At 61.9% G+C, this 23,085-nt stretch carries 23 protein-coding genes; 16 read left to right on the top strand and 7 right to left on the bottom strand.

From position 1 onward, the window contains the following. Positions 1-120 precede the first annotated feature (120 nt). Both IE125_RS02590 and IE125_RS02585 read left to right on the top strand, forming a co-directional pair. The gene (locus IE125_RS02590; protein WP_189443010.1) at positions 121-1,950 is read left to right on the top strand and encodes a SurA N-terminal domain-containing protein; all 1,830 of its coding nucleotides are present in this window, start codon (positions 121-123) and stop codon (positions 1,948-1,950) included. 97 nt (positions 1,951-2,047) lie between these two features. Continuing rightward, a complete protein-coding gene (locus IE125_RS02585) occupies positions 2,048-3,055 on the top strand; it encodes an NADP-dependent oxidoreductase (protein WP_189443009.1) in 1,008 nt (335 codons plus the stop codon). Between the two features lie 107 nt (positions 3,056-3,162). On the opposite strand, the gene IE125_RS02580 is transcribed toward IE125_RS02585, so the two are convergent. The 7 genes from IE125_RS02580 to IE125_RS02550 all read right to left on the bottom strand — a co-directional run bounded on the left by IE125_RS02580 (position 3,163) and on the right by IE125_RS02550 (position 8,001). Then, a complete protein-coding gene (locus tag IE125_RS02580; protein WP_189443008.1) occupies positions 3,163-3,414 on the bottom strand; it encodes a YkgJ family cysteine cluster protein in 252 nt (83 codons plus the stop codon). Then, the gene (locus tag IE125_RS02575) at positions 3,411-4,253 is read right to left on the bottom strand and encodes a 6-carboxytetrahydropterin synthase (protein ID WP_189443007.1); all 843 of its coding nucleotides are present in this window, start codon (positions 4,251-4,253) and stop codon (positions 3,411-3,413) included. Before IE125_RS02575 ends, IE125_RS02580 begins: the two co-directional genes overlap by 4 nt. Beyond that, the gene (gene queE, locus IE125_RS02570) at positions 4,253-4,900 is read right to left on the bottom strand and encodes a 7-carboxy-7-deazaguanine synthase (protein WP_189443006.1); all 648 of its coding nucleotides are present in this window, start codon (positions 4,898-4,900) and stop codon (positions 4,253-4,255) included. Before queE ends, IE125_RS02575 begins: the two co-directional genes overlap by 1 nt. 20 nt (positions 4,901-4,920) lie before the next feature. Next, complete coding sequence (queC, locus tag IE125_RS02565; protein ID WP_189443005.1) at positions 4,921-5,613, bottom strand: 7-cyano-7-deazaguanine synthase QueC; 693 nt, start codon at positions 5,611-5,613, stop codon at positions 4,921-4,923. Positions 5,614-5,696: 83 nt separating this feature from the next. Then, positions 5,697-6,755: an asparaginase gene (locus IE125_RS02560; protein ID WP_189443004.1), complete on the bottom strand. Its 1,059-nt coding sequence runs from the start codon at positions 6,753-6,755 to the stop codon at positions 5,697-5,699. Between the two features lies 1 nt (position 6,756). Beyond that, positions 6,757-7,380, bottom strand: coding sequence for a CBS domain-containing protein (locus tag IE125_RS02555; protein WP_189443003.1), 624 nt, complete (start codon positions 7,378-7,380; stop codon positions 6,757-6,759). Positions 7,381-7,500: 120 nt separating this feature from the next. Continuing rightward, positions 7,501-8,001 carry a hypothetical protein gene (locus tag IE125_RS02550; RefSeq protein WP_189443002.1) on the bottom strand — a complete coding sequence of 167 codons (501 nt, stop codon included), beginning with the start codon at positions 7,999-8,001 and terminating at the stop codon, positions 7,501-7,503. A 252-nt stretch (positions 8,002-8,253) separates the two neighbouring features. Here IE125_RS02550 and fliD point away from each other — a divergent pair, with 252 nt between their 5' ends. The 14 genes from fliD to IE125_RS02480 all read left to right on the top strand — a co-directional run bounded on the left by fliD (position 8,254) and on the right by IE125_RS02480 (position 23,084). After that, entirely contained in the window at positions 8,254-9,657 is a 1,404-nt protein-coding gene (fliD, locus tag IE125_RS02545; protein WP_189443001.1) for a flagellar filament capping protein FliD, read from the top strand. Between the two features lie 60 nt (positions 9,658-9,717). After that, positions 9,718-10,119 (top strand): flagellar export chaperone FliS, encoded by a 402-nt coding sequence (fliS, locus tag IE125_RS02540; RefSeq protein ID WP_229808879.1) that lies wholly within the window; start codon positions 9,718-9,720, stop codon positions 10,117-10,119. Between the two features lie 30 nt (positions 10,120-10,149). Continuing rightward, entirely contained in the window at positions 10,150-10,530 is a 381-nt protein-coding gene (gene fliT, locus IE125_RS02535; protein WP_189443000.1) for a flagellar protein FliT, read from the top strand. Next, on the top strand, positions 10,527-11,765 hold the full coding sequence (locus IE125_RS02530; protein WP_189442999.1) for a hypothetical protein: 1,239 nt from the start codon (positions 10,527-10,529) through the stop codon (positions 11,763-11,765). Before fliT ends, IE125_RS02530 begins: the two co-directional genes overlap by 4 nt. After that, on the top strand, positions 11,758-12,042 hold the full coding sequence (locus IE125_RS02525; RefSeq protein ID WP_189442998.1) for an EscU/YscU/HrcU family type III secretion system export apparatus switch protein: 285 nt from the start codon (positions 11,758-11,760) through the stop codon (positions 12,040-12,042). Before IE125_RS02530 ends, IE125_RS02525 begins: the two co-directional genes overlap by 8 nt. Positions 12,043-12,375: 333 nt before the next feature. After that, positions 12,376-12,708 (top strand): flagellar transcriptional regulator FlhD, encoded by a 333-nt coding sequence (gene flhD / locus IE125_RS02520; RefSeq protein WP_189442997.1) that lies wholly within the window; start codon positions 12,376-12,378, stop codon positions 12,706-12,708. A 3-nt stretch (positions 12,709-12,711) separates the two neighbouring features. After that, positions 12,712-13,308: a flagellar transcriptional regulator FlhC gene (flhC, locus tag IE125_RS02515; protein ID WP_189442996.1), complete on the top strand. Its 597-nt coding sequence runs from the start codon at positions 12,712-12,714 to the stop codon at positions 13,306-13,308. Positions 13,309-13,505: 197 nt separating this feature from the next. Next, a complete protein-coding gene (gene motA / locus IE125_RS02510) occupies positions 13,506-14,390 on the top strand; it encodes a flagellar motor stator protein MotA (RefSeq protein WP_189442995.1) in 885 nt (294 codons plus the stop codon). Continuing rightward, complete coding sequence (gene motB, locus IE125_RS02505; protein ID WP_189442994.1) at positions 14,390-15,292, top strand: flagellar motor protein MotB; 903 nt, start codon at positions 14,390-14,392, stop codon at positions 15,290-15,292. The genes motA and motB overlap by 1 nt, the downstream gene beginning before the upstream one ends. Before the next feature lie 54 nt (positions 15,293-15,346). Continuing rightward, positions 15,347-17,560 (top strand): chemotaxis protein CheA, encoded by a 2,214-nt coding sequence (gene cheA / locus IE125_RS02500; protein WP_189442993.1) that lies wholly within the window; start codon positions 15,347-15,349, stop codon positions 17,558-17,560. Beyond that, positions 17,557-18,057 (top strand): chemotaxis protein CheW, encoded by a 501-nt coding sequence (locus tag IE125_RS02495; RefSeq protein WP_189442992.1) that lies wholly within the window; start codon positions 17,557-17,559, stop codon positions 18,055-18,057. The genes cheA and IE125_RS02495 overlap by 4 nt, the downstream gene beginning before the upstream one ends. Positions 18,058-18,253: 196 nt before the next feature. After that, positions 18,254-19,894 carry a methyl-accepting chemotaxis protein gene (locus IE125_RS02490; RefSeq protein WP_229808878.1) on the top strand — a complete coding sequence of 547 codons (1,641 nt, stop codon included), beginning with the start codon at positions 18,254-18,256 and terminating at the stop codon, positions 19,892-19,894. A gap of 119 nt (positions 19,895-20,013) precedes the next feature. Further along, positions 20,014-22,182, top strand: a complete 2,169-nt coding sequence (locus tag IE125_RS19350; protein ID WP_189442991.1) for a methyl-accepting chemotaxis protein — start codon at positions 20,014-20,016, stop codon at positions 22,180-22,182. Then, the gene (locus IE125_RS02480; RefSeq protein ID WP_373297355.1) at positions 22,179-23,084 is read left to right on the top strand and encodes a CheR family methyltransferase; all 906 of its coding nucleotides are present in this window, start codon (positions 22,179-22,181) and stop codon (positions 23,082-23,084) included. Before IE125_RS19350 ends, IE125_RS02480 begins: the two co-directional genes overlap by 4 nt. Position 23,085: the final 1 nt, after the last annotated feature.

Here is a 23,085-nt window from a genome sequence, read left to right as displayed (position 1 = left end):
AGGGCCCGGATCGCCGACCCGGGTTTTGTGAATAGTGCGGGGCCCGTGCAGGATGCGTCGGCAGTGTGTGACGGTGTACGATGCGCACGCGATAACAGGTAATCGACATGCGAGGACAGCATGCTGCAAAGAATTCGTGAAGGCTCCCAGGGCTGGGTGGCAAAAGTCATCGTTGGAGCCATCATCGTGACGTTCGCGCTGTTTGGCGCGGAGTCACTGGTCAGCTATTTCTCCAACTCGGGCAGTCAGGATGCCGCGACCGTCAATGGTGATTCTATCAGTCGTCAGGCGGTAGAAGCCCAGGTACAGCGTGGCATTCGTTCCGGTCAGGTGCCTCCCGAGCAGGAGCGCCAGTTTCGTGGACAGGTCCTTGATCAGCTGATTCAGCAGAAGGTGCTCGATCAATACGCCAGCGACGGCGGACTCCACGTTTCCGACAGTCAGGTCGATCAGCTGATCGTCTCGATTCCCGAGTTTCAGGATCAGGACGGTCGCTTCTCGCAGGAGCTTTTCACCAATCGTCTGGCCCAGGCTGGCTACACGCCCAATGCGTTTCGTCGTGAGCTTCGTGCCGACACGCTCAGACGTCAGGTGCAGCAGGGCCTTGCCGCTTCGGCATTCGTGCTGCCCTCGGAAAAATCTCGGCTGGCGGCGCTGCAGCAACAGCAGCGCAGTTTTCGCTATGCGGAGCTGACGCCGGCCAGCCTGTCGCAACCGGTGAAGCCGACGCAGGATGACTTGCAGAGCTATTATGAGCAGCACAAGGACGACTTCCGTCGACCGGCTCAGGTCAAGGTCAAATACGTGGTGCTCAATCAGAGCGACGTGGCCAGTGATGTCGACGTGACCGAGTCCCAACTGCGCCAGGCCTACGAGGCCGCGCGTCAAAGCGCGCCAAGACAGGTGTCGCATATTCTGGTCACGTTCGGCGATGACCGCACCGAAGCGCAGGCGCGTCAGCGTCTCGAAGAGGTCCAGTCCAAATTGAAGCAGGGCCAGAGCTTCGCCGATCTGGCCAAGCAGTACTCGGATGACTCGTCTTCAGCCGGTAAAGGTGGCGATCTGGGTGAGATTCAGAAGGGGTTCTTCGGTGAAGCGTTCGACGATGCAGCCTTCTCCCTGGCGAAAGGCGATGTGTCGAAGATCGTCAAGAGCCAGTATGGTCTTCATCTGATCAAAGTGACGAATATCGATATCCCGCCGTTCGAGCAGGACAAGGCGACCTTGACCCAGCAGGTCAAGATGGAGAACTCGCAGTCCCGCTTCGATGACAAGGTTCAGCAGCTCACCGATGCCGCCTATCAGGCCAACGATCTGCAGAGCGTTGCCAAGGACCTTGGGCTCGACGTGCAGACCAGTGATTGGTTCTCGCAGGACGACGGCGGCCAGGGCGTGCTGTCCAACCCCGATGTCGTTGCCGCCGCCTTCTCGCCGGATGTCCTCCAGGATGGCTACAACAGCGACGTCGTCACGACGGACGACCAGCAACGGGTGGTCGTGCGGGTAGTAGACCACCGAGACGCCAGCACGCTGCCGCTCGATCAGGTCCGCGATCGCGTCAGTCAGGCGGTCACCGCAGAAATGACGCAGCGGCAACTGCAGGCGCAAGCCAAGCAGGCGCTTTCCACGCTGCGTGATGGCGGTAATGTCGAGGGTCTCACCTGGAAAGAGATCGGTGATGCAAGTCGCAGCGGCAACGATAGCCTGCCTGATGCCGTCCTTCAGGAGGCGTTCCGGCTGCCGCATCCGCAAGGCGACGCGGTTCAGTGGGGGCAAGCGACGACCGATGAAGGTGTTGCGCTGATTGGTCTGGAGTCTGTTCAGACCGGGAAGGCGGAAAGCGATGATGCCGACTTCTCCACGCGTCTTGCGCAGCGGGTTCAGGCCCAGGGCATCATCCAGGGGCTCAGCAACACGCTGCAGGACGAGGCGAAAGTCGAGCGCAACTGAAGGCCCGCAGGCCAGCGCCATGCCGGCCTACCTGGCATGAGTTTGACGACCCTCCTAGGCTGAGTGGCGAGATCGCTTTCAGCCGGGAGGGTTTTTCATGTCGACGTCTCATCATTTTGTTCTGACCGCGGTGCCCAGGGGGCTGCCGGACTCGAGTCTTTTCGCGCTCCGGCAGACGCCGCTGCCGGACCTTGCGCAGAACGAGGTCAGGATCCGCAACCGCTGGCTGTCGGTGGACCCCTACATGCGAGGACGCATGAGTGGCGTTACCACCTATGTCGAGCCCTACGCGCTCGATGAACCGCTGGCCGGTGGCGCCATTGGCGAGATCATCGCCAGCCGCCACCCGCATTTTCAGGTCGGAGACAGGGTTCGGCATATGGCGGGGTGGCGCGACGTCGCGCAGCTCCCCGGGAATGATGTCGAGGCGCTGCCGCTTCATGACGTGCCGGAGCAGGCGTTCCTCGGGGTGTTGGGTATGCCCGGGATGACAGCCTGGACGGGGCTCAACCGGATTGCCGCGATGCAGTCAGGCGACCGTGTGCTGGTCAGCGCGGCCTCCGGGGCCGTCGGCTCTCTTGCCGTGCAGCTGGCAAAGCGGGCCGGCTGTCATGTCGTTGGCGTTGCTGGCACGCCGGCCAAGTGCGAGTGGCTGGAGTCGTTGGGTGTCGTCGCCGTCAACTACAAGGGCAAGGATGTCGAGGCGCTCTCAGCCTCGTTGAAAGCGGCATCGCCGGAGGGGTATGACATCTACTACGAAAACGTCGGAGGCCCCCTGCTCGAAGCGGCGCTGGAGAACCTGCGTGACCATGCGCGAATCGCTGTCTGCGGACTGATCGATCGCTATAACGACACGGATGCTGGCAGCGGTCCTGGAAATCTCAATCAACTTCTCTTCCATAAGGCGCGTATGGAAGGGTTCATCGTGGGAGAGCACTGGCAGCACTATCTGACCTTCCTGGACGAGGTCGCACCGCTGGTGGCATCGGGCAAGATCAAGTACCGGGAGAGCATTGTCGAGGGCCTCGAGCAAACCCCGGAAGCGTTCTTGAGTCTTTTCCGTGGCGCCAACGAGGGCAAGATGCTGGTCAAGCTCGATGCCTAGACGCTGGATGCCTGGAAGCTGAGGACCCGGAAGTGCGAGGCTCGGAAGCCAAAGGCGCGGAGGCGCGATTTTCGGCGCGCGGTGTACGGAAGCCCGGCAACTCGCGACTAGGCCGTCGCGTGCTCCCACTGGGTCAGGATGACGAGCGCCTCTTCACGGCTCTCGCCGCAGACGGCCTCGTCATAGTCGAATTGCCGACAGAGCGTCGGCCGGTGCGGATCGTTGAACAGCTTGCAGAGGTTCTGGTCGTCGAGCTGGACGCAGCGTACGCCGGCCGGCTTGCCGTCAGGCATGCCGGGAATCGGAGAATTGATCGATGGGGCGATACAGCAAGCGCCGCAGCCGGCTCGACAGCTCACGGGCGCCGTGCCTGGGCCAACGCGCCTTTATCGATGCCCTCGAAGGCCTGAACGCGAATGTCTCCGCCGGTACTCTGTGCGATCTGCTCGGCGAGCCATGAAGCAATGTGCTCGACAGTGGTCGGCGTCGGTAGCTGGTGGCAACGCTCTCTGGGGAGCTTGATTCGGAACAGTCCCTGGGCGGAGCGGTACTTCACCTTCAGCGGCTGCTCGAGCTCGCGTGGATTGGTGACGTCGGCATCGTCGACCAGGTAGCTGTTGTCGAGTCGAGCCGCCCAGAGCGCCTCGAGTTCCAGGTCGCGTTGGCCATCCCGCCAGATGCGAAGGTGCGACCGATGGCCGTGGGCGATCCGCTGGCAGTTGCCGGCGTGATGCTTGAGGCCGTGACTGTAGGTGTAGATAGCGCCCTCGGGAAATTCCTCGCGAAGGCGCAGACGGATAGCCTCGACGCGAGGTGGCGGGCGCTTGCTCAACTCTGCGCTGAGATGATCTCCAAGCCGCTCGGGTGTCACCTCCGCCCAGGGCAGCAGCGTGAAACTCTGGCGCGGTGCGCGGACTTCGAACGGGTAAGGCAGCTCCGCCGTGACGTGGAGTCCCTCGCTGCACTCCTCGACGCCGACGCCGGGGGCGTGTGTCGGCACCAGTAGCGTATGGTCGAGGCCAGCGTCCAGGCGCGACTTGATCCACGGTTTGACGTCGCCGAAATCAAACAGCATGCCGTCTTCACCCAGCTCGCCATCGAGCTCGACGTCGACGTGCCAGCTGGCGCCTTGCAGTCCGTACTGCGGTGACCATACCGAGACGTCGACATTGGTCAGGTTGTTCACGAACAGGGTCATCAATCGATTCCTGCAATCTTGTGCGTCTGCAGCGACAGCCGCCACTGCGGGTGGCGGAGACAGTAATCCACCGTCGCGCTCATCGTGCTGCCATCGGAGGCAATGGCAGCAGGGGTGGTGTCCATCGGCTGCAGAAAGAAATGGGCGAACTCGAGCCCGGCGAACCGTTCAGGGTCGAGTCCGGCTTGCGGATAGACAAGCTTCAGCTCGCTGCCGCGAGTCAGGACGAGCGGATTGTCGCCCTTGGGGCTGACGCAGATCCAATCGATCCCGTCGGGCGCTGGCAACGTGCCGTTGGTCTCGACGGCGATCTCGAAATCGCGCTCGTGCATGGCCTCTATCAGCGCCGCGTCAAGCTGGAGCAAGGGTTCGCCGCCGGTGAAAACGACGTAGCGCTTGCCGCTGTCCGCATGCGGCCACAGCTTGTCCAGGTGGTCGGCGAGGGCATTCGCGTCGCGAAATTGACCGCCGTTCTGGCCATTGGTGCCGACGAAATCGGTATCGCAGAACGTGCAGCGGCTCGTGGCGCGGTCCTGCTCTCGTCCGGACCAGAGGTTGCAGCCGGCGAAGCGGCAGAAGACGCTGGCGCGTCCAGCCTGGGCGCCTTCCCCCTGCAGCGTATAGAAGGCTTCTTTGACGCTGTACATGCGATGTTCTCTCGGTGGGCTCAGACGTCGATGGCGTAGGGCAGGGGGTCCGACAGACCGAGCGAGGCAAATGCCTTCAAGCGTTCTCGGCAGCTACCGCACTCGCCGCAGGCCTGCGCCTGTCCGAGATAGCAGGTCCAGGTCTGCGAATAGTCGAGCCCCATCTCGATGCCGTCCGCCAGAATGTCCGACTTCTCCTTGCGCAGGTAAGGCGCTTCGATGGTGACGGCTTCGAAGTTGGCGATCGCGGCCACGTCGTTCATGCGTTCGACGAACGCCGGGCGGCAGTCCGGATACAGCACATGATCGCCGCCGTGCGCGCCATAGAAGCAGGTCGGTGCCCCGATGTTGACGGCATGGCCGATCGCCAGCGACAGCAGAATCATGTTGCGGTTGGGGACGACCGTGTCGGCCAGGTTATCCGCCGCGTAGTCCGCTTTTGGCATCTGCCTGGTGGGGTCGGTCAGGGCCGAATTGCCGATCAGTTGATGAATGGCGCGGATGTCGACGACCCGATGGGGAATTTCCAGTGCCGCGCAAACTGACGACGCGACCTCCAGCTCGCGGGCATGACGTTGACCGTAATCGAACGAGAGCGCGTTGACCGCGTAACCCTGCCGAATGGCGCGGTGCAGAACGGTATAGGAATCCATACCACCGGAGTAAATGACGACCGCCGGTGTCGGGCCGGCGTGTTGGGAAGGGGAGGTCATGCGTTCAACCTGTGACGTGAAAACCGGTAACGTGAAAACGTGTGCCTGAAACACCGCGGGACAATACCCTGCGATCTCGACGGCTAACGCGTGAAGGCGCCGGACTCGCCGGCCAGTGGCGTCAGAAAGCGTCGTCTCAGCTCATCGGTCGACAAGCTGAGCGCCTTCAAATGCGTCAATTTGCTGCCGGCCGCTTCGACGGTCATATCGTCGGCCGCCAGCACGCCAAGATCGACTAGGTGAGCACCACTGGCGTAAGTGCCGAGACGCACACCACCTACCGGGCATTGACTCAGGGCCACCAGCGTCTTGCCGCTGGCGCTCGCTTGGGCGAGCACGCCGATGATCGTCGGGTCCTCGGGAAGATTGCCGCTTCCCCAGCATTCGAGCAGCACGCCGGTCACGGCGTCATCATCGATCAGCCGCTCCAGCGCCTCGCCCTGCATGCCCGGCCAGAGCGGCACTCTGACGATCGGCGATCGCGCCTGCGGCGGGATCAGCTCGAAGCGTGGTGCGCCTCGGTCCTGGTGGCAACGAGAGGGATAGAGCACGGCCACGTGCTCGACCATCTCCCCCAGGGGCGGCCAATTGGGGCTCTCGAAGCCGATGGCGTCGTGAGTGTACCACTTTCTGGCTCGCGTGCCGCGCAGCAGCCGACCGCCGAAGCCTACACAGACTTCCGACAGGCCGGGCGTGGCCGAGAATGCCAGCGCGGTTTCGATATTGCCCAGCGCGTCACTGTCATCCGCTTCCAGCGGCTTCTGCGACCCGGTCACGATGACGGGCTTGCCAAGTCCTTGAAGCTGGAATGCCAGACTGCAGGCGCACCAGGCGAGAGTGTCGGTACCATGAAGCACGATGAAACCGGCGTACTGCTCGTGCACCGCAGCGATATGCTCCGCCAGGCGTGACCAGTCCGCCGGCGTGGCACTGCTGGAATCGATCGGTGCAGACGACTCCCAGAGCGTGTAGCGCGGCAGCCGGGCTTGGCGAGCGGGGGGAATGGACGACATCGCCCGTTCGAGGCGCGCCGCGAAATCGTCCGCGGGCACCAGCCCGCGCTCGCTTTCACGCATGCCGATGGTGCCACCGGCATAAAGTATCAGAACCGGCGCGCTGCCTTGGGTGCCTGCAGCCTCCATGTCAGAGATCGTGCCCACGAATGACCTGGCAGATGGACGCGAAGGTGCGCGCTTCCGGCGGGTGGTTGAGGTCAACGCCGAGGGCGCGGCTGATATCGGAGGCCGAGATCAGACCGCGGATACGCGAGGCGCCGCTGCCATCGGGCTCGGTGATCAGGACGTGCTGGTCGCCGGAGCTCTTGAGCGTTTCCACCAAGTCACCGACCGTGGCGTGGGAAAGCTTCGCGTAGGAGAGTGAGTGCAGCTCGCTGCGCGGTGTCTGGATCATTTCGACGGTCACTTCGTCGCGCCCGATCTGGTGTTGCTGCATCGCCATGGTGATGCGGCGGCCACCGATCAGTTCGCGGGCATTGACCACGCCAGTGAAGCGTCCACTGCCATTGACCAGCATGAGCAGGCGTACGCCGGCTTGCTTCATGGCTTCCAGGGCCTGCTCGATCGAGGCATTCGTCGACAGGGTATGCGGTCGACTGACGCTGAAGTCAGTCACCAGCAGCGCGGCGGAGCTCTCGAGCGTTACGCTCTGCGCCTGAGCGGCCGGCTGCACGATACCGCTGACGCCATCGAGGTCGTCCAGCGTCAACGCGGTAAAGTGGATTTTCGAGGGGTGGGGCGTCTTTACCATCGAAGAACCTCCAGGGTTTCTGAGCGTCGGGAAAAGCGTCTCGACGCGTTGGCGAACGGGTTTCCGTGAACCGGGGATAACGCGTCTCCCGCGAACTGGCGAGACGCTCCATCAGCGGGTTCAGAGATACTGGCGTAGATCGCCGCGAACGCTGTCGAGAAATGTGATGAAGCGCGTGTCACGCTCGTCGTCGTGACGGTCGGTGCGACAGCCCAGCGTCATGCTCTTCTGGACGAGCAGTTCGTCGTAGATCTCGAGCGTCACCTTCTGCGGGCTGTTGGCGGAGGGGGTGATCTCGCCTTCCTCCAGCGTGAACGTCTCGAACAGCGTAGCCCGGATCCGCGTAGTACCACCTTCGGCGAGCACTCGGCGCACGAACAGCCATCCTTCGCAGGCGAGCTCGTCGCCGTTGTCGCGACGACGCTGGAACAGGACGCGATAGCTGGCCCCCTCCTTGGCGGCGCGGTCGGCCATGCTGCGGTAGGCCTCGGTGACACGTGAAGCCATGGCGCCGGTCTGGGCCAACTTCTGCAGCGCTGCCTTGTGTTCTCGGCTCAGCTTCTCCTGGCGCTGAAAGCGCAGCCACAGGCGATAGTTGTCCTGAAGGGAGGTTGCATCCATGTCGTCTCCTGCTGACCTGTTTGATCGGTCGCCTATGATCGCCCATTCGGCCACCACCTGACCACCCAAAGCGTGGGCGCGACGGTGAAAGCGTGGGCGCGACCGTGATCGAGTCCCATCTTTATTTCATCGACGCCTAAAGTTTTGATCGCTCCCGGCCGATCAGGGAAAAGCAACGGTAAAACACGCCTTATTCGCGCCTTCTCGACTGCCTGGCGTGCTACAAATGGCGTCAGGATCAAAGAGGACACTATGTCTACGATATCGTCGTTGGGAATCGGTTCCGGTCTGGACCTGAGCGGTCTGCTGGATGATCTGGAAGATGCGGAGAACGAAAAGCTCACGCCGATCACCGAACAGCAGACCAGTTACAAGACCAAGCTCTCCGCATTCGGCACGCTCGAAAGCACGCTGAGCTCCCTGCGTGACTCGCTCGAGGCATTGAGTGACCCTGACACTTTCACGGCCGTGACGAGCTCGATTACCGGGAGCGCCGTCACGGTCAGCAGCTCGGGAGAAGCCGTTGCCGGTCGTTACCAGGTCGCTGTCTCGCAGCTGGCGCAGGCCCAGACCGTCGCATCGGCGGGGTATGACGACAAGGACGCCACGCTCGGCATGAGCGGTACGCTGACCTTCTCGGTCGGCAGCGGTGCCGACGCCTCGACCTTCGACGTGGATGTCGCCGACGGCGACTCGCTGAGCGATCTGCGCGACGCGATCAATGCCCAGAAGGGCGGCGTCACGGCGACCATCGTCAACGATGGTACCAGCTCTCGTCTGGTGCTGAGTTCGTCGGAGACCGGTACCGATGCGGCGATGTCGGTCTCCTCGAGTGATACCAGCCTGAACGATGCGTTCGGTTTCTCGTCGACCATCGGGGATGACGGCAAGTCCACCGTCACCGGCAGCGCCATGACGCAGACGGTCGCGGCGCAGAATGCGCAGCTGACCGTCAATGGCATCGATATTACCAGCCAGTCCAATACGGTCGAGGAGTCGCTGCAGGGCGTGACGCTGACCTTGACCGATGTCACCGACGACAGCGGCGAAACGCTGACCGTCGAGAAGGACACCGATTCGATGACGTCGGCCGTGCAGGCGTTCGTCGATGCGTACAACAGCTACGTCTCGACTGCTGACAGCCTGACGTCTTATGACGCAGACGCTGATACGGCCGGTGCGCTGCTGGGCAATTCGACGATGCGTAACATCGAATCGAAGCTCCGCAGCGCCATGAGCTACAGCGACAGCGACGGTGTCTACGGCATGCTGTCCAATCTCGGCATCGAGCTGCAGCTCGATGGCACGCTCGAGGTCGATGACGACAAGCTCAGCAGTGCCCTCGACGAGAACAGCGACGCGGTCAGTCAGTTCTTTGCCGGCGTGGACGGTGAGGGCGGGTTTGCCAGCAGTCTGGATGACACCATGGGCATCATCCTCGACGATGATGGACTGCTGCAGAGCGCAACCGATGGCATCGACAGCACGCTGGATAGTCTTGCCGATCGATACTCCCGCATGCAGGACTCGATCGATGCCACTATCGCGCGTTACCGGTCCCAGTTTGCCGACCTGGACTCGCTGGTATCGCAGATGAACTCGACCAGCGACTACCTGACACAGCAGTTCGACGCGCTCAGCGCCCAGACTTCTTAAGCTCTAACCAGCGCCAATTTCAGCTCTAGCCAACGCCAATCGGTGTTACGGGGAACCAGAATGAATGCCATGCGCGGTGTCAATGCCTATGCTCGCGTTGGAGTCGAATCCGCCGTCATGTCGGCCGACCCTCATCAATTGATCGTGATGCTGTTCGATGGCGCCCAGGCGTCGATCGCGGCCGCTCGCCTTCATCTACAGGATGGCAATCGCGCGGCCAAGGGAGCGGCGATCTCCAAGGCGATCGATATCGTCAATAACGGTCTGGCAGCGGCGCTGGATCGTGAAAAAGGCGGCGAGATTGCGGAGAATCTCGGGCAGATCTACGACTACGTTGCCCGCCTGCTGCTGCGCGCCAATCTGCGCGATGAGGTCGGTGCGCTCGACGAAGCGGCAGCGCTTCTCGAGAATATCGGTTCCGGCTGGCGCGAGCTTAGACACACGGCGGCTATCAATCTCTGACCAGACGCCATTTCGAGGAGTCCGACCGGGATGACGAATGTATCGTCTGTCATCGATCATTATCGCGCACTGTGCGAGCTTTCTTGGCGCATGCTGAGGCTTGCGCAGGCGGACTCCTGGGACGAGTTGATTGACTGCGAGGCGGAGTATGTCCTCGAGCTCGCCCGCATCCGAGAACGGGATCGCGCTCAGGTGCTGAGCGACCGTGATCGGTTGGAGAAGCGCGCGCTGCTGGAGACGATTCTCACGCAGGACCGCGAGACGCGGCAGCTGCTGGATGCTCGGCGCGATGCGTTGAGCCACCTGATCGGAAGCTCGCGTCGTCAACAGGCACTCGGCAAGGCCTATCACGCGGGGCGGGGCAGTATCGCCTCCCGGCTGCGATCGATACCGCCAGAAGAGCGCATGTGAGCGGCATCACGCCGATTCTGGATACGCTCCTGCACCAGGTGCTGGGCAAGCGTGTCGAGATTCCCGTAGCGAAGGACCTCCCGGCGCCGGTCGCGGCCAAGACGTCCTCCGACGCCATCCAGCCGGCGCGCAGTGACTCCCGGCTGCATCCCCAGGGTGGCGGCACGGTCGGCAGTCCTTCCAGAGAAGTGACCGCCGACGCGCGGCCCACGCAAGAGACGCTCGCGACTCAACGCACGGCTCCCGCTTCCACGCAGCTTCATCTGAGTCGTACCGCGACCGTCATCGCCGACCTGCTCGATCGCTTTCCCGCCGATCGCCTGGCTACCATTCGGCCGCTGGCCCCGTTGCTGTCGCGTCATGTCGGAGATGCGCAGATTGTCGCCGGCACGCTCTCGAGAGGTGTCAGCCAGAGCGGGCTGTTCTACGAGTCTCACCTGCTGCGCTGGATGGAGGGGGAGATGCCTCGTGGTGCGCTGATCCGGGAGCCTCAGGCCTGGCTGGGCCTGCGCTTTCTGGCGACGACACCGAATCAGACACCGTTACCGCTGCAGATCTGGCCGCAGGCATTCCGCGTGCCTGGCGGGACCATCGGTGCGCGTGATGCTGCGGCCCCTGCGGCCAGGCAAGAGACTCTCGGGCATCGTGATGGGCAGGCCGAGAGCGCTCGGTCAGGCCCTGGTGGGACTGAAGGGCGTTTCGGCTCGGGACCGACGGTAACTGCAAATCCTCAGGCCAGGGCGCCGATGGCAACGATGATGCACATGGAATCCAGCGAAGCGAGCTTGGCCGATGATCAGCTTAGCGTCTCCATGGTCGACAGGCACCAGGTCGGGCGGCACTCGAGCGATGCGCTTCAGTCACTGGTTCGCCACCAGCTCGAGCTGGTGGTGGCACCCGAAGTGCGCTGGGAAGGCCAGCTTTGGCCGAACGTGGCGATGACAATGCTGCTCGCGCCAGCTTACGAGGGCGAGGAGGGGCGAAGCGACACCGAGTCATCGTCATCCACCGAGGAGGCTCGCGGTTGGGAGGCCACGATCGATGTGGCCTTTCCCCGTTTGGGTCTGGTGACGCTTCATCTACAGTCCAGTAGCGGCGGGCGCCTGAGTGCTCGTATAGAGCCTGCGCTGGCGGAATCGCGGCTTCAAATGGCCGCCGCACTCGGAGAGCTGCGGGCGCGTCTCGACAAGCTCGACGCATCGGTCGAGCTCTCGGCAGGCCCTGGCCATGAGTGACGACAAGGCGGATTCGCGGCGCAGGGCTGTCGCACTGGCATACTCCGGCGAACGTCTGGATGCGCCGCGGGTCGTCGCGAAGGGCTACGGTAGCGTGGCAGAGCGAATGATCGAACTCGCCCGACAGGAAGAGGTCTTCGTGCATGACTCGCCCGAACTCGTGTCCCTTTTAATGCAGATCGACCTCGACGAGCGTATTCCTGCCGAGCTCTACCAGGTCATCGCCGAACTGCTCGTCTGGATCGGTGAGCTTGATCGGCAGCGCGACGATCGTTGAAATGAGAATTTTCCATTCAACGTAAGTCATGAAAAAGGCTCAGTCGCACCTGATTTCATGCAATTTGTTACATTTCGATTTTTAGCTGATCAGTCGTTCAATAATAAAATCGACTTTAATATCAGCAAATTGCCGAGTTATTCCGATACTAAAGCGCCCCATATAGTTACCAACCGATAAAAAACATAACAAAGCTTGCTTTTTTTCATCAAAAAGTAGCAAACTAGGTTCATCATAAAGATCTGATGTAGTCGTGTGCACGACTACAGACGGGGCGAGCGCCTGGCAGCGACATGGGCGCCGAATAAAAACGAACGCAGGGAACCTAAATCGATGCAAGCCAACAATCTGCTGGATGACATCCAGGATCTGAATCTTTCCTACCTGCTGCTCGTCCAGCGCCTGCTGAGCGAGGATCGCGAGGCGGCGATGTTTCGTCTGGACCTCTCGGCACCCATGGCCGATGCGATCGCGCGGCTGTCGGTCAAGCAGCTGACCCAGCTGTCGCGGACCCATCAGCTGCTCTGTCATCTGCGAATCTCGGAGGCGGATCAGCTCGAGCTGCTGGTCAATAATCCTCGCGCGCAGGGGCTCAGCCAGACGCACGCAGCGCTGCTGATGGCCGGCGCCGGTCGCTCGACGGCTGCTGCCGTACGGGAGGGTTGAGAGATGGCGGACAAGAGCCTGGTTGGGGAAATGCGTCAGGTGCAGTTGGCCGTCGAGTTGATCGAGCTCGGCGCGCGCCTGCAGGTCCTGGAGACCGAAACCGATCTGAGTCGGGGTCGGTTGATCAAGCTTTACAAGGAAGTGAAGGGGATGTCGCCGCCCAAAGGCATGCTGCCTTTCTCGGCTGACTGGTTCATCACCTGGCTGCCCAATGTTCACTCGTCGCTTTTCTACAATATCTATCAGCGATTTTCGCGAGACCTCGGTTGCGACCGCATGTCGGCTTTCGTCAAAGCCTATCGTCTCTACCTCGAACAGATCGAGCTCGACGATGCGGAACCCACGCTCGGTTTGACGCGTGCCTGGACGCTGGTGCGTTTCTTCGAGAGCGATCTGCTGCAGCTATCACCCTGCCAGAGCTGCGGGGGGCATTTCGTCGCGCATGCTCACAGTCCGACGCACGACTATGTCTGCGGCATCTGCCAGCCACCCTCGCGAGCCGGCAAGACGCGCAAGGCCAAACTTGGCGCGGAAAAGCGCCTTGCGATCGCCGAGACATCAGACAAGAGGGCGCGGGACAAGGTCGCGGCTAACGGCTGATAGACCTTGCAACCTTGCGGGTGACAGACCGGGGCGAGTCGAGTGATCGACTCGCCTTTTTCGTTGCCGGTCTTACGGGCGATCGAGACGCGCCGTCGTATCACGCTTTTCTGATGATCGGCCCTCAAGCCATAGGCCATCGCTGCCGATAGAGGAGGCATGTTCGCCATACATCGCGATTTTCGGGAGCCTGCTTCGTGTTGATCATAATCGGCTACATCGTCGTCATCGGTAGCGTCTTCGGCGGATACGCGGCCATCGGTGGCCATCTGGGGGCGCTGATCCAGCCTGCCGAGTTCGTGATGATCGGTGGCGCGGCCATCGGCGCGTTCGTCTGCGCCAACAATGGCAAGGCCATCAAGGCCACGCTGCGGTCTTTCTCCAAGCTCAAGCGCACCAAGCGCTACAACAAGGCGATGTACATGGAGCTGATGGCGCTTCAGTACCGCCTGCTGACCAAGGCGCGACGGGACGGCATGCTCGCCATCGAGCGCGACATCGATGCGCCGCAGGAGAGCGCGATCTTCGCCGATTACCCGAAAATTCTATCCGACCCGATGATCATGGCGTTCCTGACCGACTATCTGCGTCTGATGGTCAGTGGCAACATGGACCCGTTCGAAATCGATGCGCTGATGGAGCACGAGATCGAGACGTTCGAGCACGAGGCGGCACTGCCGGCGCACTCGCTCTCGGCCGTCGGCGACGGGCTGCCGGCTTTCGGCATCGTGGCTGCCGTCATGGGCGTAGTTCACGCGCTGGGCGCTGCGGACCAGGGGGCCGGCGTGATGGGACAGATGATCGCGCAGGCGCTCGTCGGCACTTTTGCCGGCATCCTCATGGCGTATGGATTCGTGACGCCGGTTGCGCATCACATCAACCTGCAGGTCGGTGAAGCGACCAAGATGCTTCAGTGTATCCGCGTGACGTTAATGGCCAGTCTCAACGGTCTCGCGCCACAGCTCGCGGTCGAGTTCGGTCGCAAGGCCCTGTTCACTGCAGTGCGGCCGTCGTTCAGTGAGCTCGAGGAGCATGTTCGCTCCAGCGGGCAGACGCTGCGCGGCACGGGTACCGACAGCTGATGAGTGGCAACGGCGAGCGTCGCCCGGTCATCGTCAAGCGCAAGCGCGTGCAGGCGGCGGGGCATCACGGCGGTGCGTGGAAAATCGCCTACGCCGATTTCATGACCGCGTTGATGGCACTCTTCCTGGTGCTCTGGATTCTCTCGACCGTCAGCGAGCGGGAGCTCGAGAACATCGCCGAGTACTTCCGAACGCCGCTGGCGGTGGCGCTGACCGGCGGAGACAAGAATACGGCGAGCACCAGTGCGATTCCCGGTGGCGGCGACGATCCGACCAAGGTCGATGGCGAGGTCAGGCGCAAGAACGTCCGCGAGCAGACTCGCTCCAGCGACGAGCAGCGTAATCTGCGTTATCTGCGAGACCGTCTACAGAGCGTCATCCAGAGTGATCCGCAGCTCAGAGAACTCAGTTCACAGCTACGCATGGATTTTTCTCCGGAAGGGCTGCGGGTCCAGATCGTCGACAGCGAGAAGCGGCCGATGTTCGAGCTGGGCAGCGATCGGCTCGAGCCCTACATGCAGAAGATTCTCGAGCGCATCGCTCCGGTGCTCAACGAGATGCCCAATCCGATCAGTATCAGCGGCCACACCGACGATCTGCCCTACGCCGGCGGCGAAAAAGGCTACAGCAACTGGGAGCTATCGGCAGATCGTGCCAATGCGTCCCGACGAGAGCTGACTGCCGCCGGTCTGGCACCGGACAAGCTGCTGCGGGTGGCGGGTATGGGGTCGCGCGTGACGCTGCCCGACACACGGCCCAGCGATGCGGTCAACCGTCGGATCAGCATCGTCGTGCTGGATAACCGAGCGGCCTCGGCAATCGAGCAGCAGGAGCGCTCGTCGCTACCGCCGGTTGCCGTCGCCGACGAGCCGGTCGTACCCGTGCCGGACACCTTGCAATGATATCTCGCTCCCTAGCGTTAGCTCCTCTCGTTTTCACTGCCATGGCAGGTACGTATGGATATTTCTGATTTTTACGAAACGTTCTTCGAGGAGGCCGAGGAGTTGCTGGCCGACATGGAGCGGCTACTGCTCGACCTCGACGTCGATGATCCCGACATCGAGGATCTGAACGCAATATTTCGCGCGGCTCACTCGATCAAGGGTGGTGCCGGAACGTTCGGGTTCACCGTGCTCCAGGAGACGACGCATCGGCTCGAGAACCTGCTGGATCACACGCGGCGCGGCGAACTCAAACTGCGGCGCGATATCGTCGATACGTTTCTGGAAACCAAGGACATGCTTCACGACCAACTGGATGCCTATCGAAACGGCAGCGAGCCGGATGCCGAGGCATTCGAGCGTATCTCTCGAGTCTTGCAGCAAATGGCGCTGGAAGAGCTCGGGCAAGGCGGGGCAGATGATGCGCCACCGCCGGCGGCTGCCGAGCCAGCGCCGGTAGAAGTTGCCGCCAGCGAGTCTGCGGCGCCTGAGCCCGTTGCCCAGGCTTCTGAGCCGCAGGACGCCGGTGACCGGCAGCTCGCCATCACACTGAATGGTGTCAACGAGAAGGACCGTGAACTGCTGGTCGAAGAGCTCCAGCATTTCGGCAAGATCGTATCGCGCAGTGGCGATCAGGCTTGCTATAGCGTGGTGCTGGCGAGCGACGAGTCCCGAGACGATATAGAAGCCGTGCTGTGTTTCATCATCGAGCCCGACCAGCTGTCGATCACTGACGTCGTTGCCTCGCCGGCCGATGACGCGCCTGCCGCATCTGGCAACGAGAGTGCCGGTAGCGATGAGTCTGCCCCCGAATCCATGGCAGGTGAATCCGTGGCCGGGGAATCCACAGCAGCGGAGCGGGCCGTGCACGGCGATGCCGAGGATGACATCGCCCAGCCAGGGCCCCTGGCAAATGATGCCAATACCGCATCGGGTGCTGCCGCCAGCCCTGCCAAACCGGCAGCGAAGAGTGCTGCCAAGAACGGCGGCAAGGGTGGGAAGAACGCCGAGTCGAGTACGATTCGCGTGCCGGTCGACAAGGTCGATCAGATCATCAATCTGGTCGGCGAGTTGATCATCACCCAGTCGATGCTCGAACAGACTGCCAACGACATGGATATCGTCTCTCACGGCCCCCTGGTCAACGGCATGAACCTGCTGCAGCGCAACGCTCGCGATCTGCAGGAGTCGGTGATGTCGATTCGCATGATGCCGATGGACTACGTCTTCAGCCGCTTTCCCCGTCTGGTGCGTGACCTGGCCGCGAAGCTCGGCAAGGACGTGGAACTCGTCACCGAGGGCAAGTCCACCGAACTGGACAAAAGCCTGATCGAGCGAATCATCGATCCGCTGACACATCTGGTGCGCAACAGTCTCGATCACGGTCTCGAGTCACCGGAGCGGCGCATCGAGGCCGGCAAGTCCGCGACGGGCCGGCTGACGCTCTCCGCCCAGCATCAGGGTGGCAACATTCTGATCGAAGTCATCGACGATGGTGCCGGCCTCAACCGTGAGAGAATTCTCGCCAAGGCCAAGTCAAGCGGTCTGCCGGTGTCGGACACCATGAGCGACGACGATGTCTGGCAGCTCATCTTCGCGCCGGGATTCTCGACGGCGGAGCAGGTAAGCGATGTCTCCGGGCGTGGCGTCGGCATGGACGTGGTGAAGCGCAACATTCAGGAAATGGGCGGGCACGTCGAGATTTTGAGTCAGCCGGGCAATGGCACCACCACCCGTATCGTGCTGCCCCTGACACTGGCGATTCTCGACGGCATGTCGATCCGCTGCGGTGCCGAGACGTTCCTGCTGCCGCTGAACGCGGTCCTCGAATCCCTGCAGCCGCAGGCCGAAGAGATCTACTCGATGGCCGGCGACGATCAGTTGCTCAAGGTGCGTGACGAGTATCTGCCGATCATCTCGCTTCATCATGCGCTCGATGTGGTCGGTGCGAAGACCGAGGTGACGGAGTCGATCGCTGTCATCGTGCAGGGCGAAGGCCGACGCTACGCGCTACTGGTCGATGACCTGATCGGACAGCAACAGGTCGTGGTCAAGAATCTCGAGACCAACTATCGCAAGGTGCCGGGAATCTCCGCGGCGACCATTCTCGGGGACGGTAGCGTCGCCCTGATTCTCGATATTGCCGATCTGCATCGGCTCGACCGGCGCAAGTCGCAGCAGCGCCACGAATCGAAACGTCATCATCTACAAGAGGTATCGCCAGCATGAACACGCAAGCGAACGCTGATGTCGCCATGACCGACGCGGCCAGCAATGAATATCTGGTCTTCTCCCTGGGCGACGAGGAGTACGCCGTCGATATTCTCAAAGTCCAGGAGATTCGCGGCTACGAAAATGTCACACGCATCGCCAACGTGCCGGAGTTCATCAAGGGGGTGACGAACCTCCGCGGTGTCATCGTGCCGATCATCGATCTGCGTCTGAAATTCAACCTGGAAAACGTCGAATACGGCGGCCAGACCGTGGTCATCGTGGTCAACGTTGCCGATCGTATCGTCGGGATCGTCGTCGACGGCGTTTCCGACGTGATGAGTCTGACGCCGGAACAGATCAAACCGGCGCCGGAATTCGGCGTGACACTCTCGTCGGACTATCTCAACGGCATCGGCAGCCTCGATGACCGCATGCTGGTACTGGTCGATATCGAGAAGTTGTTGACCCACGAGGAGATGCAGCTGGTGGAGCGCACCGCCGAAACCGCGTGATGCCCCTTGCAGCCGCCACGAAAACCGCGATCGAGATCGCGGTTTTTTCGTTTTCAGGGCGATGATCTAGGGTATAAGACTTTCGTAGGAGGGATATAAAGTCGATCACGCTGCGAGCCGATAAAGAGAGCAATGCACTCGGGCTCGAATCGGTCGGGCGATGAGTTGCGAACCTTGACTCATCGGTGAGGCCAACATGCTCGATTTTCGCCACTGGACCATGCGACGCAAACTGTGGACAACGCTGATACTCATGTGGGTAGGGCTCCTGCTCGTTGCCGGCTGGTCGCTCTACTCGATGCGCGCCAATCTGATCGAGCAGCGCACCCAGAGCCTCCAATACTTCATCGGTAGCGCCAAGCACCTGGTGGACGATTTCGTCGAGCGCGCCAACGCGGGCGCGTTGAGCGAGTCGGAGGCCAAGCAGCGCGCGCTGGATGCGCTCTCCCAGCTCGGCTTCGGGGACGATGGCTATCTTTTCGTCTTCGATTCCAACCTGGATATCGTGCTGCACCCCCGTCGTGCCGCAGGCGAGAGCATGAGTGACTATCGCGACCCGGAAGGCCGGCCACTGTATCAGGAGATGCTCACCGCCGCACAGAACCCGCAGGGCGGTCTGGTTCAATACGTCTCGCGCCGCAGCGGCGGCGATGCCACCTACGACAAATTCAGCTACGTGATGCGCGTTCCGCAGTGGGACTGGCAGATTGCCACCGGCGTCTATATCGACGATATCGACGCGATACTCGGCGATGGCTTGATTTTCTACCTCGGGCTGATCGGTGTTCTGGGCGGCCTGCTCTCGCTGGCCGTGGGTTGGGTCATTCGTAACGTTCTCGGCCAGCTCGGTGGTGACCCTGCTCATGCACGCCAGAGAGTTCAGCGTATCGCTGCAGGCGATTTTGCCCAGGCGCTGGTGCTCAAGCCCAAAGACACGAGCAGTCTGCTGTTCTCCATCGAGAACATGCGTCGTCAACTCTCCTCGACGTTTGCCGAGATGCGAGCGAGTGCGGAGTGGGTCGATGTGGGGGCTGGCCAGATCGCCAGCGGCAATCAGGATCTGGCAACACGAACCGATCAACAGTCGGCCGCTATCGTCGAGACGGCGTCGAGCATGGAGCAGCTGACCCAGACCGTTCGGCACAACGCCGACAATGCCGAGGCCGCCAATCGCGCGGCGACGCAGACCCGTGACCGCGCCAGGCAGGGTGGCGAGATGATGAACGAAGTCGAGGCCACCATGGCGCGCATTCAGGAACGCTCGCGAGAGATGGCAGACATCGTCGAGCTCATCGACAACATCGCTTTCCAGACCAACATTCTCGCCCTCAATGCCTCGGTCGAGGCCGCCAGAGCGGGTAGTGCGGGCCGAGGCTTCGCCGTGGTCGCCGAGGAGGTCCGCAACCTGGCCAGTCGCAGCGCGGAGGCGGCCAGGGAGATTCGCACGCTCATCTCGAGCTCCGGTGAGCAGGTCGATAGCGGTGCCGAACTCGTCGATCGCGTCGGTGGCGCCATGGATGACATCGTCTCGTCCGTTGCCAGTGTCAGTGGGCTGATGGAGGAGATCGCCAACGCCACGCGGGAACAGCGCAGCGGCATCGAGCAGGTCAATCAGGCGATTACCGAACTGGATCAGGTTACGGGTCAGAACGCCTCGCTCGTCCAGCAGACATCGCACGCCTCGCAGTCTCTACTGGCCCAGGCGCAGAAGCTGAATACCGCGATGGCGAGATATCGGGTCGCTGCCGAGGACCTGGTATCCGATAACGCGTGGCAGCCGGAGCATGACGCGGCGGCATCGAAGGTTGTCCCGACCAGGGCGCTGACCAGCGCTTGAATGGCCCCCCCGGGCTCAAGCTTGAGTCCGGGCGGCCGATAACCCTTCCGTAATGGGTACGCTGGTCGATTCACCGTCGGCCGGTCGGTGCGAGACATAACAATGCCAGGGATACAGCGATGCGACACAACCAGCCGGTGACCGATCACGAATTCACGCTGACCGACGACGACTATCTGATTTCTCGCACGGACATGAAGGGGCGAATCACGTACGCCAATCCCGCCTTCATTCGCGTCAGCGGCTTCGATCGGGAGGAGCTGATCGGGTCACCGCACAACATCGTGCGCCACCCGGATATGCCGCCGGCCGCCTTCGCCAATCTGTGGCAGACGCTCGAGCATCAGCAGACCTGGTCCGGCGTGATCAAGAATCGCCGCAAGGACGGTAGCTTTTACTGGGTGCAGTCGACGGTCACGCCGATCATGGACGCCGGCCAGGTCGCCGGCTATACCTCGGTGCGGGTCAAGGTCGACGAAAAGCAACGCAAGGTCGCAGAAACCTACTACCCGCGGCTGCTGGCCGGCCGGCGCAAAGGGGTTTCGCTACAGCGAGGGACGCTGAAGCCGCGTGGCCCCGTGGCAACTCTCAAGCGCATCAGCTTTCGCTCGCTGAAGGGGCGTCTGATCTCGATGATGGCGCTCGCGCTCATCGTGCTGGCGATCAGCGGTGGTATCTCGCTGTATGCCTTGCAGTCGGATGGTCAACGTCTACAACAATTGACCCGGAATGGTATGGAAGATCTGGCCAGGCTGCAGCAGATCGACCAGCTGATGTCCAAAGGCCGGGCGCTGGTCGACAAGCCAGTCAGTAACCCCATGGCGACCGACATGAAGCCGGTGGCGCAAAAAGTCGATGCGCTCAAGGCGGAACTCACCGGCGTCTGGAACGCTTTCTACCAGAATCGCCCCTCCAACCAGACACCGGCCGCCGAAACCTTCGCGGGCGATCTCGACACCTATCTCGACAAGGGGTTAGGTGCGGTAATGACGGCGCTTGACAGTGGCGATTTCTACCAGGCCTACGTGGCTTACAACGACGTGCTGAAAGGCAGTAGCGATCAATTCAGTGCCGACCTCAACGCACTGGTCGACCAGAAGCGCCAGACGGGTGCATCGATGGCCACCAGTGCGGCCGAAGAGCAGAAAACGATCCTGATAACGCTGGTCGCGCTGCTCGTCTTCGGCGCGTTGATCTTGATCATCATGGGAGTGGCGACGATACGCGCATCCCTGCGCCCGCTGCGTGAAGCACTCGACTTCGCGCTGCAGATCGCTGCCGGCAATCTGGCGGCGACGCTGTCACAGCGGGGCAACGATGAAATCGGGCAGTTGACCGGCGCGCTCAATCGCATGCGCAAGAGTCTCGACACCATCGTCGGCGACGTCAACGGCAACGTCGCCGTGGTGAAGCCCGCCACGCGCGATATCGCCCGCGGCAACGAAGATCTCTCGTCACGCACCGAGCAGCAGGCGGCATCGCTGGCCGAGACCGCGAGCAGCATGGAGCAGATGACGGCGACGGTGAAACAGAACGCCGATAACGCGCGCCAGGCGAGCCAGCTCGCCGACGGGGCGACCGATACCGTGCGTCGTAGCGGCCAGGTGATGGGACAGGTCGTCGATACCATGGGGCGCATTACCGACAGTTCACAGAAGGTTGCCGATATCGTCGGCGTTATCGACTCGATCGCCTTCCAGACCAATATCCTGGCGCTGAACGCCTCTGTCGAAGCGGCTCGGGCTGGTGAGCAGGGACGTGGCTTTGCGGTCGTCGCTGGCGAAGTGCGAAATCTGGCCAGTCGCAGCGCCGATGCCGCCAAGGAGATCCGCAACCTCATCGATGGCTCGACGCAGGAGGTGACTCACGGTGCCGACCTGGTCCGCCAGGCCGAAGGATCGATCGAGGAAGTGGTGAACGCGGTCACGCGAGTCAACGACATCATCAGCGAAATTTCCGCGGCGTCGGAAGAGCAGACGAGCGGCATTCAGCAGATCAGCCAGGCCGTCTCGCAGATGGACGAAGTGACGCAGCAAAATGCCGAACGCGTGCAGACCTCGGCAGCCTCCGCCGCCAAGCTTCGCGCCAGCGTCGAGCACCTGGCGATGTCGATTGCCGTCTTTCGTCTGGCCGGCACCGGCGCGGAGCAGGTCGTGCGACAAGAGGCGCCTGCGGAAATCACGGGATCCAAGCATCAGGTTGCGCAGACAGCGAAACCGGCGGCCCTCGCGCGTCCGGATCGCCCACGCGCGGTGACGGACGACAATGAGGAGTGGGAGGCATTTTGAAAACACCGGTCTCGCAGTTCACACCCGTTTACGGGGCAGAGGAAGGGGGCGCCGTCACTTTCGCGCGGGATCTTGACTTCACGTCGAGAGACTTCGAGCGGGTGCGAGACCTGATCTATCGCCGTGCCGGTATCGTCATGGCCGATAACAAGCGTGAAATGGTTTACAGCCGCCTGGCCAAGCGCCTGCGACTGCAGGGCCTGACCCGTTTCGGCGACTATCTGGCGCAGCTCGATGCCGCGCCTGACTCCCCCGAGTGGGAGGCTTTCACCAATGCCTTGACCACGAATCTCACCGCTTTTTTCCGGGAAGCGCATCATTTTCCCGTGTTGGCCGAGGAAATCCTTCGACGAGGACCGGGAATTCGCATCTGGTGCGCCGGCGCCTCGACCGGTGAGGAGCCCTACTCGCTGGCGATGACGGTTCACGAGACCCTCGGTAGCGCCGCGTCTCAGGTCAAGATTCTGGCGACCGATATCGACACCGAGGCACTGGGTAAAGCCCGCTTGGGCGTCTATCCGCTGGAGGTGGTCGAGAAGCTCGGTGAAACCCGTTGTCGCCGTTTTTTCCAGCGAGGCAGCGGCGCGCAGGCCGGCAAGGCGAGAGTGAGGCCGGAGATCGCCGGCATGATCGACTATCGCCAGCTCAACTTGATTGGCAATAGCTGGGCAATCAACGGGCCCTTTGATGTCATATTTTGCCGTAATGTAATGATTTATTTCGATAAACAGAATCAAATCGAAATTCTCAAACGCTTCGCGGCACACCTCAAGCCGGATGGCCTGCTGTTCGCCGGTCACTCGGAAAACTTCTCGTTTCTGGACAAGACGTTTCGGTTGCGTGGGCAAACCGTCTACGCCTTGGCCGCCGATCGATCATCGAACCCCGTCGTAAGGAAGTGAC

The sequence above is a fragment of the Salinicola rhizosphaerae genome, from assembly GCF_014652715.1.
Lineage (GTDB): Bacteria > Pseudomonadota > Gammaproteobacteria > Pseudomonadales > Halomonadaceae > Salinicola > Salinicola rhizosphaerae.
This window is presented reverse-complemented; position numbering and strand designations above follow the sequence as displayed.

Bases quoted from the DNA above. Each gene is read 5' to 3' on its own strand.
- IE125_RS02590 (WP_189443010.1), top strand. From the start codon at position 121: ATGCTGCAAAGAATTCGTGAAGGCTCCCAGGGCTGGGTGGCAAAAGTC.
- IE125_RS02585 (WP_189443009.1), top strand. From the start codon at position 2,048: ATGTCGACGTCTCATCATTTTGTTCTGACCGCGGTGCCCAGGGGGCTG.
- IE125_RS02575 (WP_189443007.1), bottom strand. From the start codon at position 4,253: ATGACCCTGTTCGTGAACAACCTGACCAATGTCGACGTCTCGGTATGG.
- queE (WP_189443006.1), bottom strand. From the start codon at position 4,900: ATGTACAGCGTCAAAGAAGCCTTCTATACGCTGCAGGGGGAAGGCGCC.
- queC (WP_189443005.1), bottom strand. From the start codon at position 5,613: ATGACCTCCCCTTCCCAACACGCCGGCCCGACACCGGCGGTCGTCATT.
- IE125_RS02560 (WP_189443004.1), bottom strand. From the start codon at position 6,755: ATGGAGGCTGCAGGCACCCAAGGCAGCGCGCCGGTTCTGATACTTTAT.
- IE125_RS02555 (WP_189443003.1), bottom strand. From the start codon at position 7,380: ATGGTAAAGACGCCCCACCCCTCGAAAATCCACTTTACCGCGTTGACG.
- IE125_RS02550 (WP_189443002.1), bottom strand. From the start codon at position 8,001: ATGGATGCAACCTCCCTTCAGGACAACTATCGCCTGTGGCTGCGCTTT.
- fliD (WP_189443001.1), top strand. From the start codon at position 8,254: ATGTCTACGATATCGTCGTTGGGAATCGGTTCCGGTCTGGACCTGAGC.
- fliS (WP_229808879.1), top strand. From the start codon at position 9,718: ATGAATGCCATGCGCGGTGTCAATGCCTATGCTCGCGTTGGAGTCGAA.
- fliT (WP_189443000.1), top strand. From the start codon at position 10,150: ATGACGAATGTATCGTCTGTCATCGATCATTATCGCGCACTGTGCGAG.
- IE125_RS02525 (WP_189442998.1), top strand. From the start codon at position 11,758: ATGAGTGACGACAAGGCGGATTCGCGGCGCAGGGCTGTCGCACTGGCA.
- flhD (WP_189442997.1), top strand. From the start codon at position 12,376: ATGCAAGCCAACAATCTGCTGGATGACATCCAGGATCTGAATCTTTCC.
- flhC (WP_189442996.1), top strand. From the start codon at position 12,712: ATGGCGGACAAGAGCCTGGTTGGGGAAATGCGTCAGGTGCAGTTGGCC.
- motB (WP_189442994.1), top strand. From the start codon at position 14,390: ATGAGTGGCAACGGCGAGCGTCGCCCGGTCATCGTCAAGCGCAAGCGC.
- cheA (WP_189442993.1), top strand. From the start codon at position 15,347: ATGGATATTTCTGATTTTTACGAAACGTTCTTCGAGGAGGCCGAGGAG.
- IE125_RS02495 (WP_189442992.1), top strand. From the start codon at position 17,557: ATGAACACGCAAGCGAACGCTGATGTCGCCATGACCGACGCGGCCAGC.
- IE125_RS02490 (WP_229808878.1), top strand. From the start codon at position 18,254: ATGCTCGATTTTCGCCACTGGACCATGCGACGCAAACTGTGGACAACG.
- IE125_RS19350 (WP_189442991.1), top strand. From the start codon at position 20,014: ATGCGACACAACCAGCCGGTGACCGATCACGAATTCACGCTGACCGAC.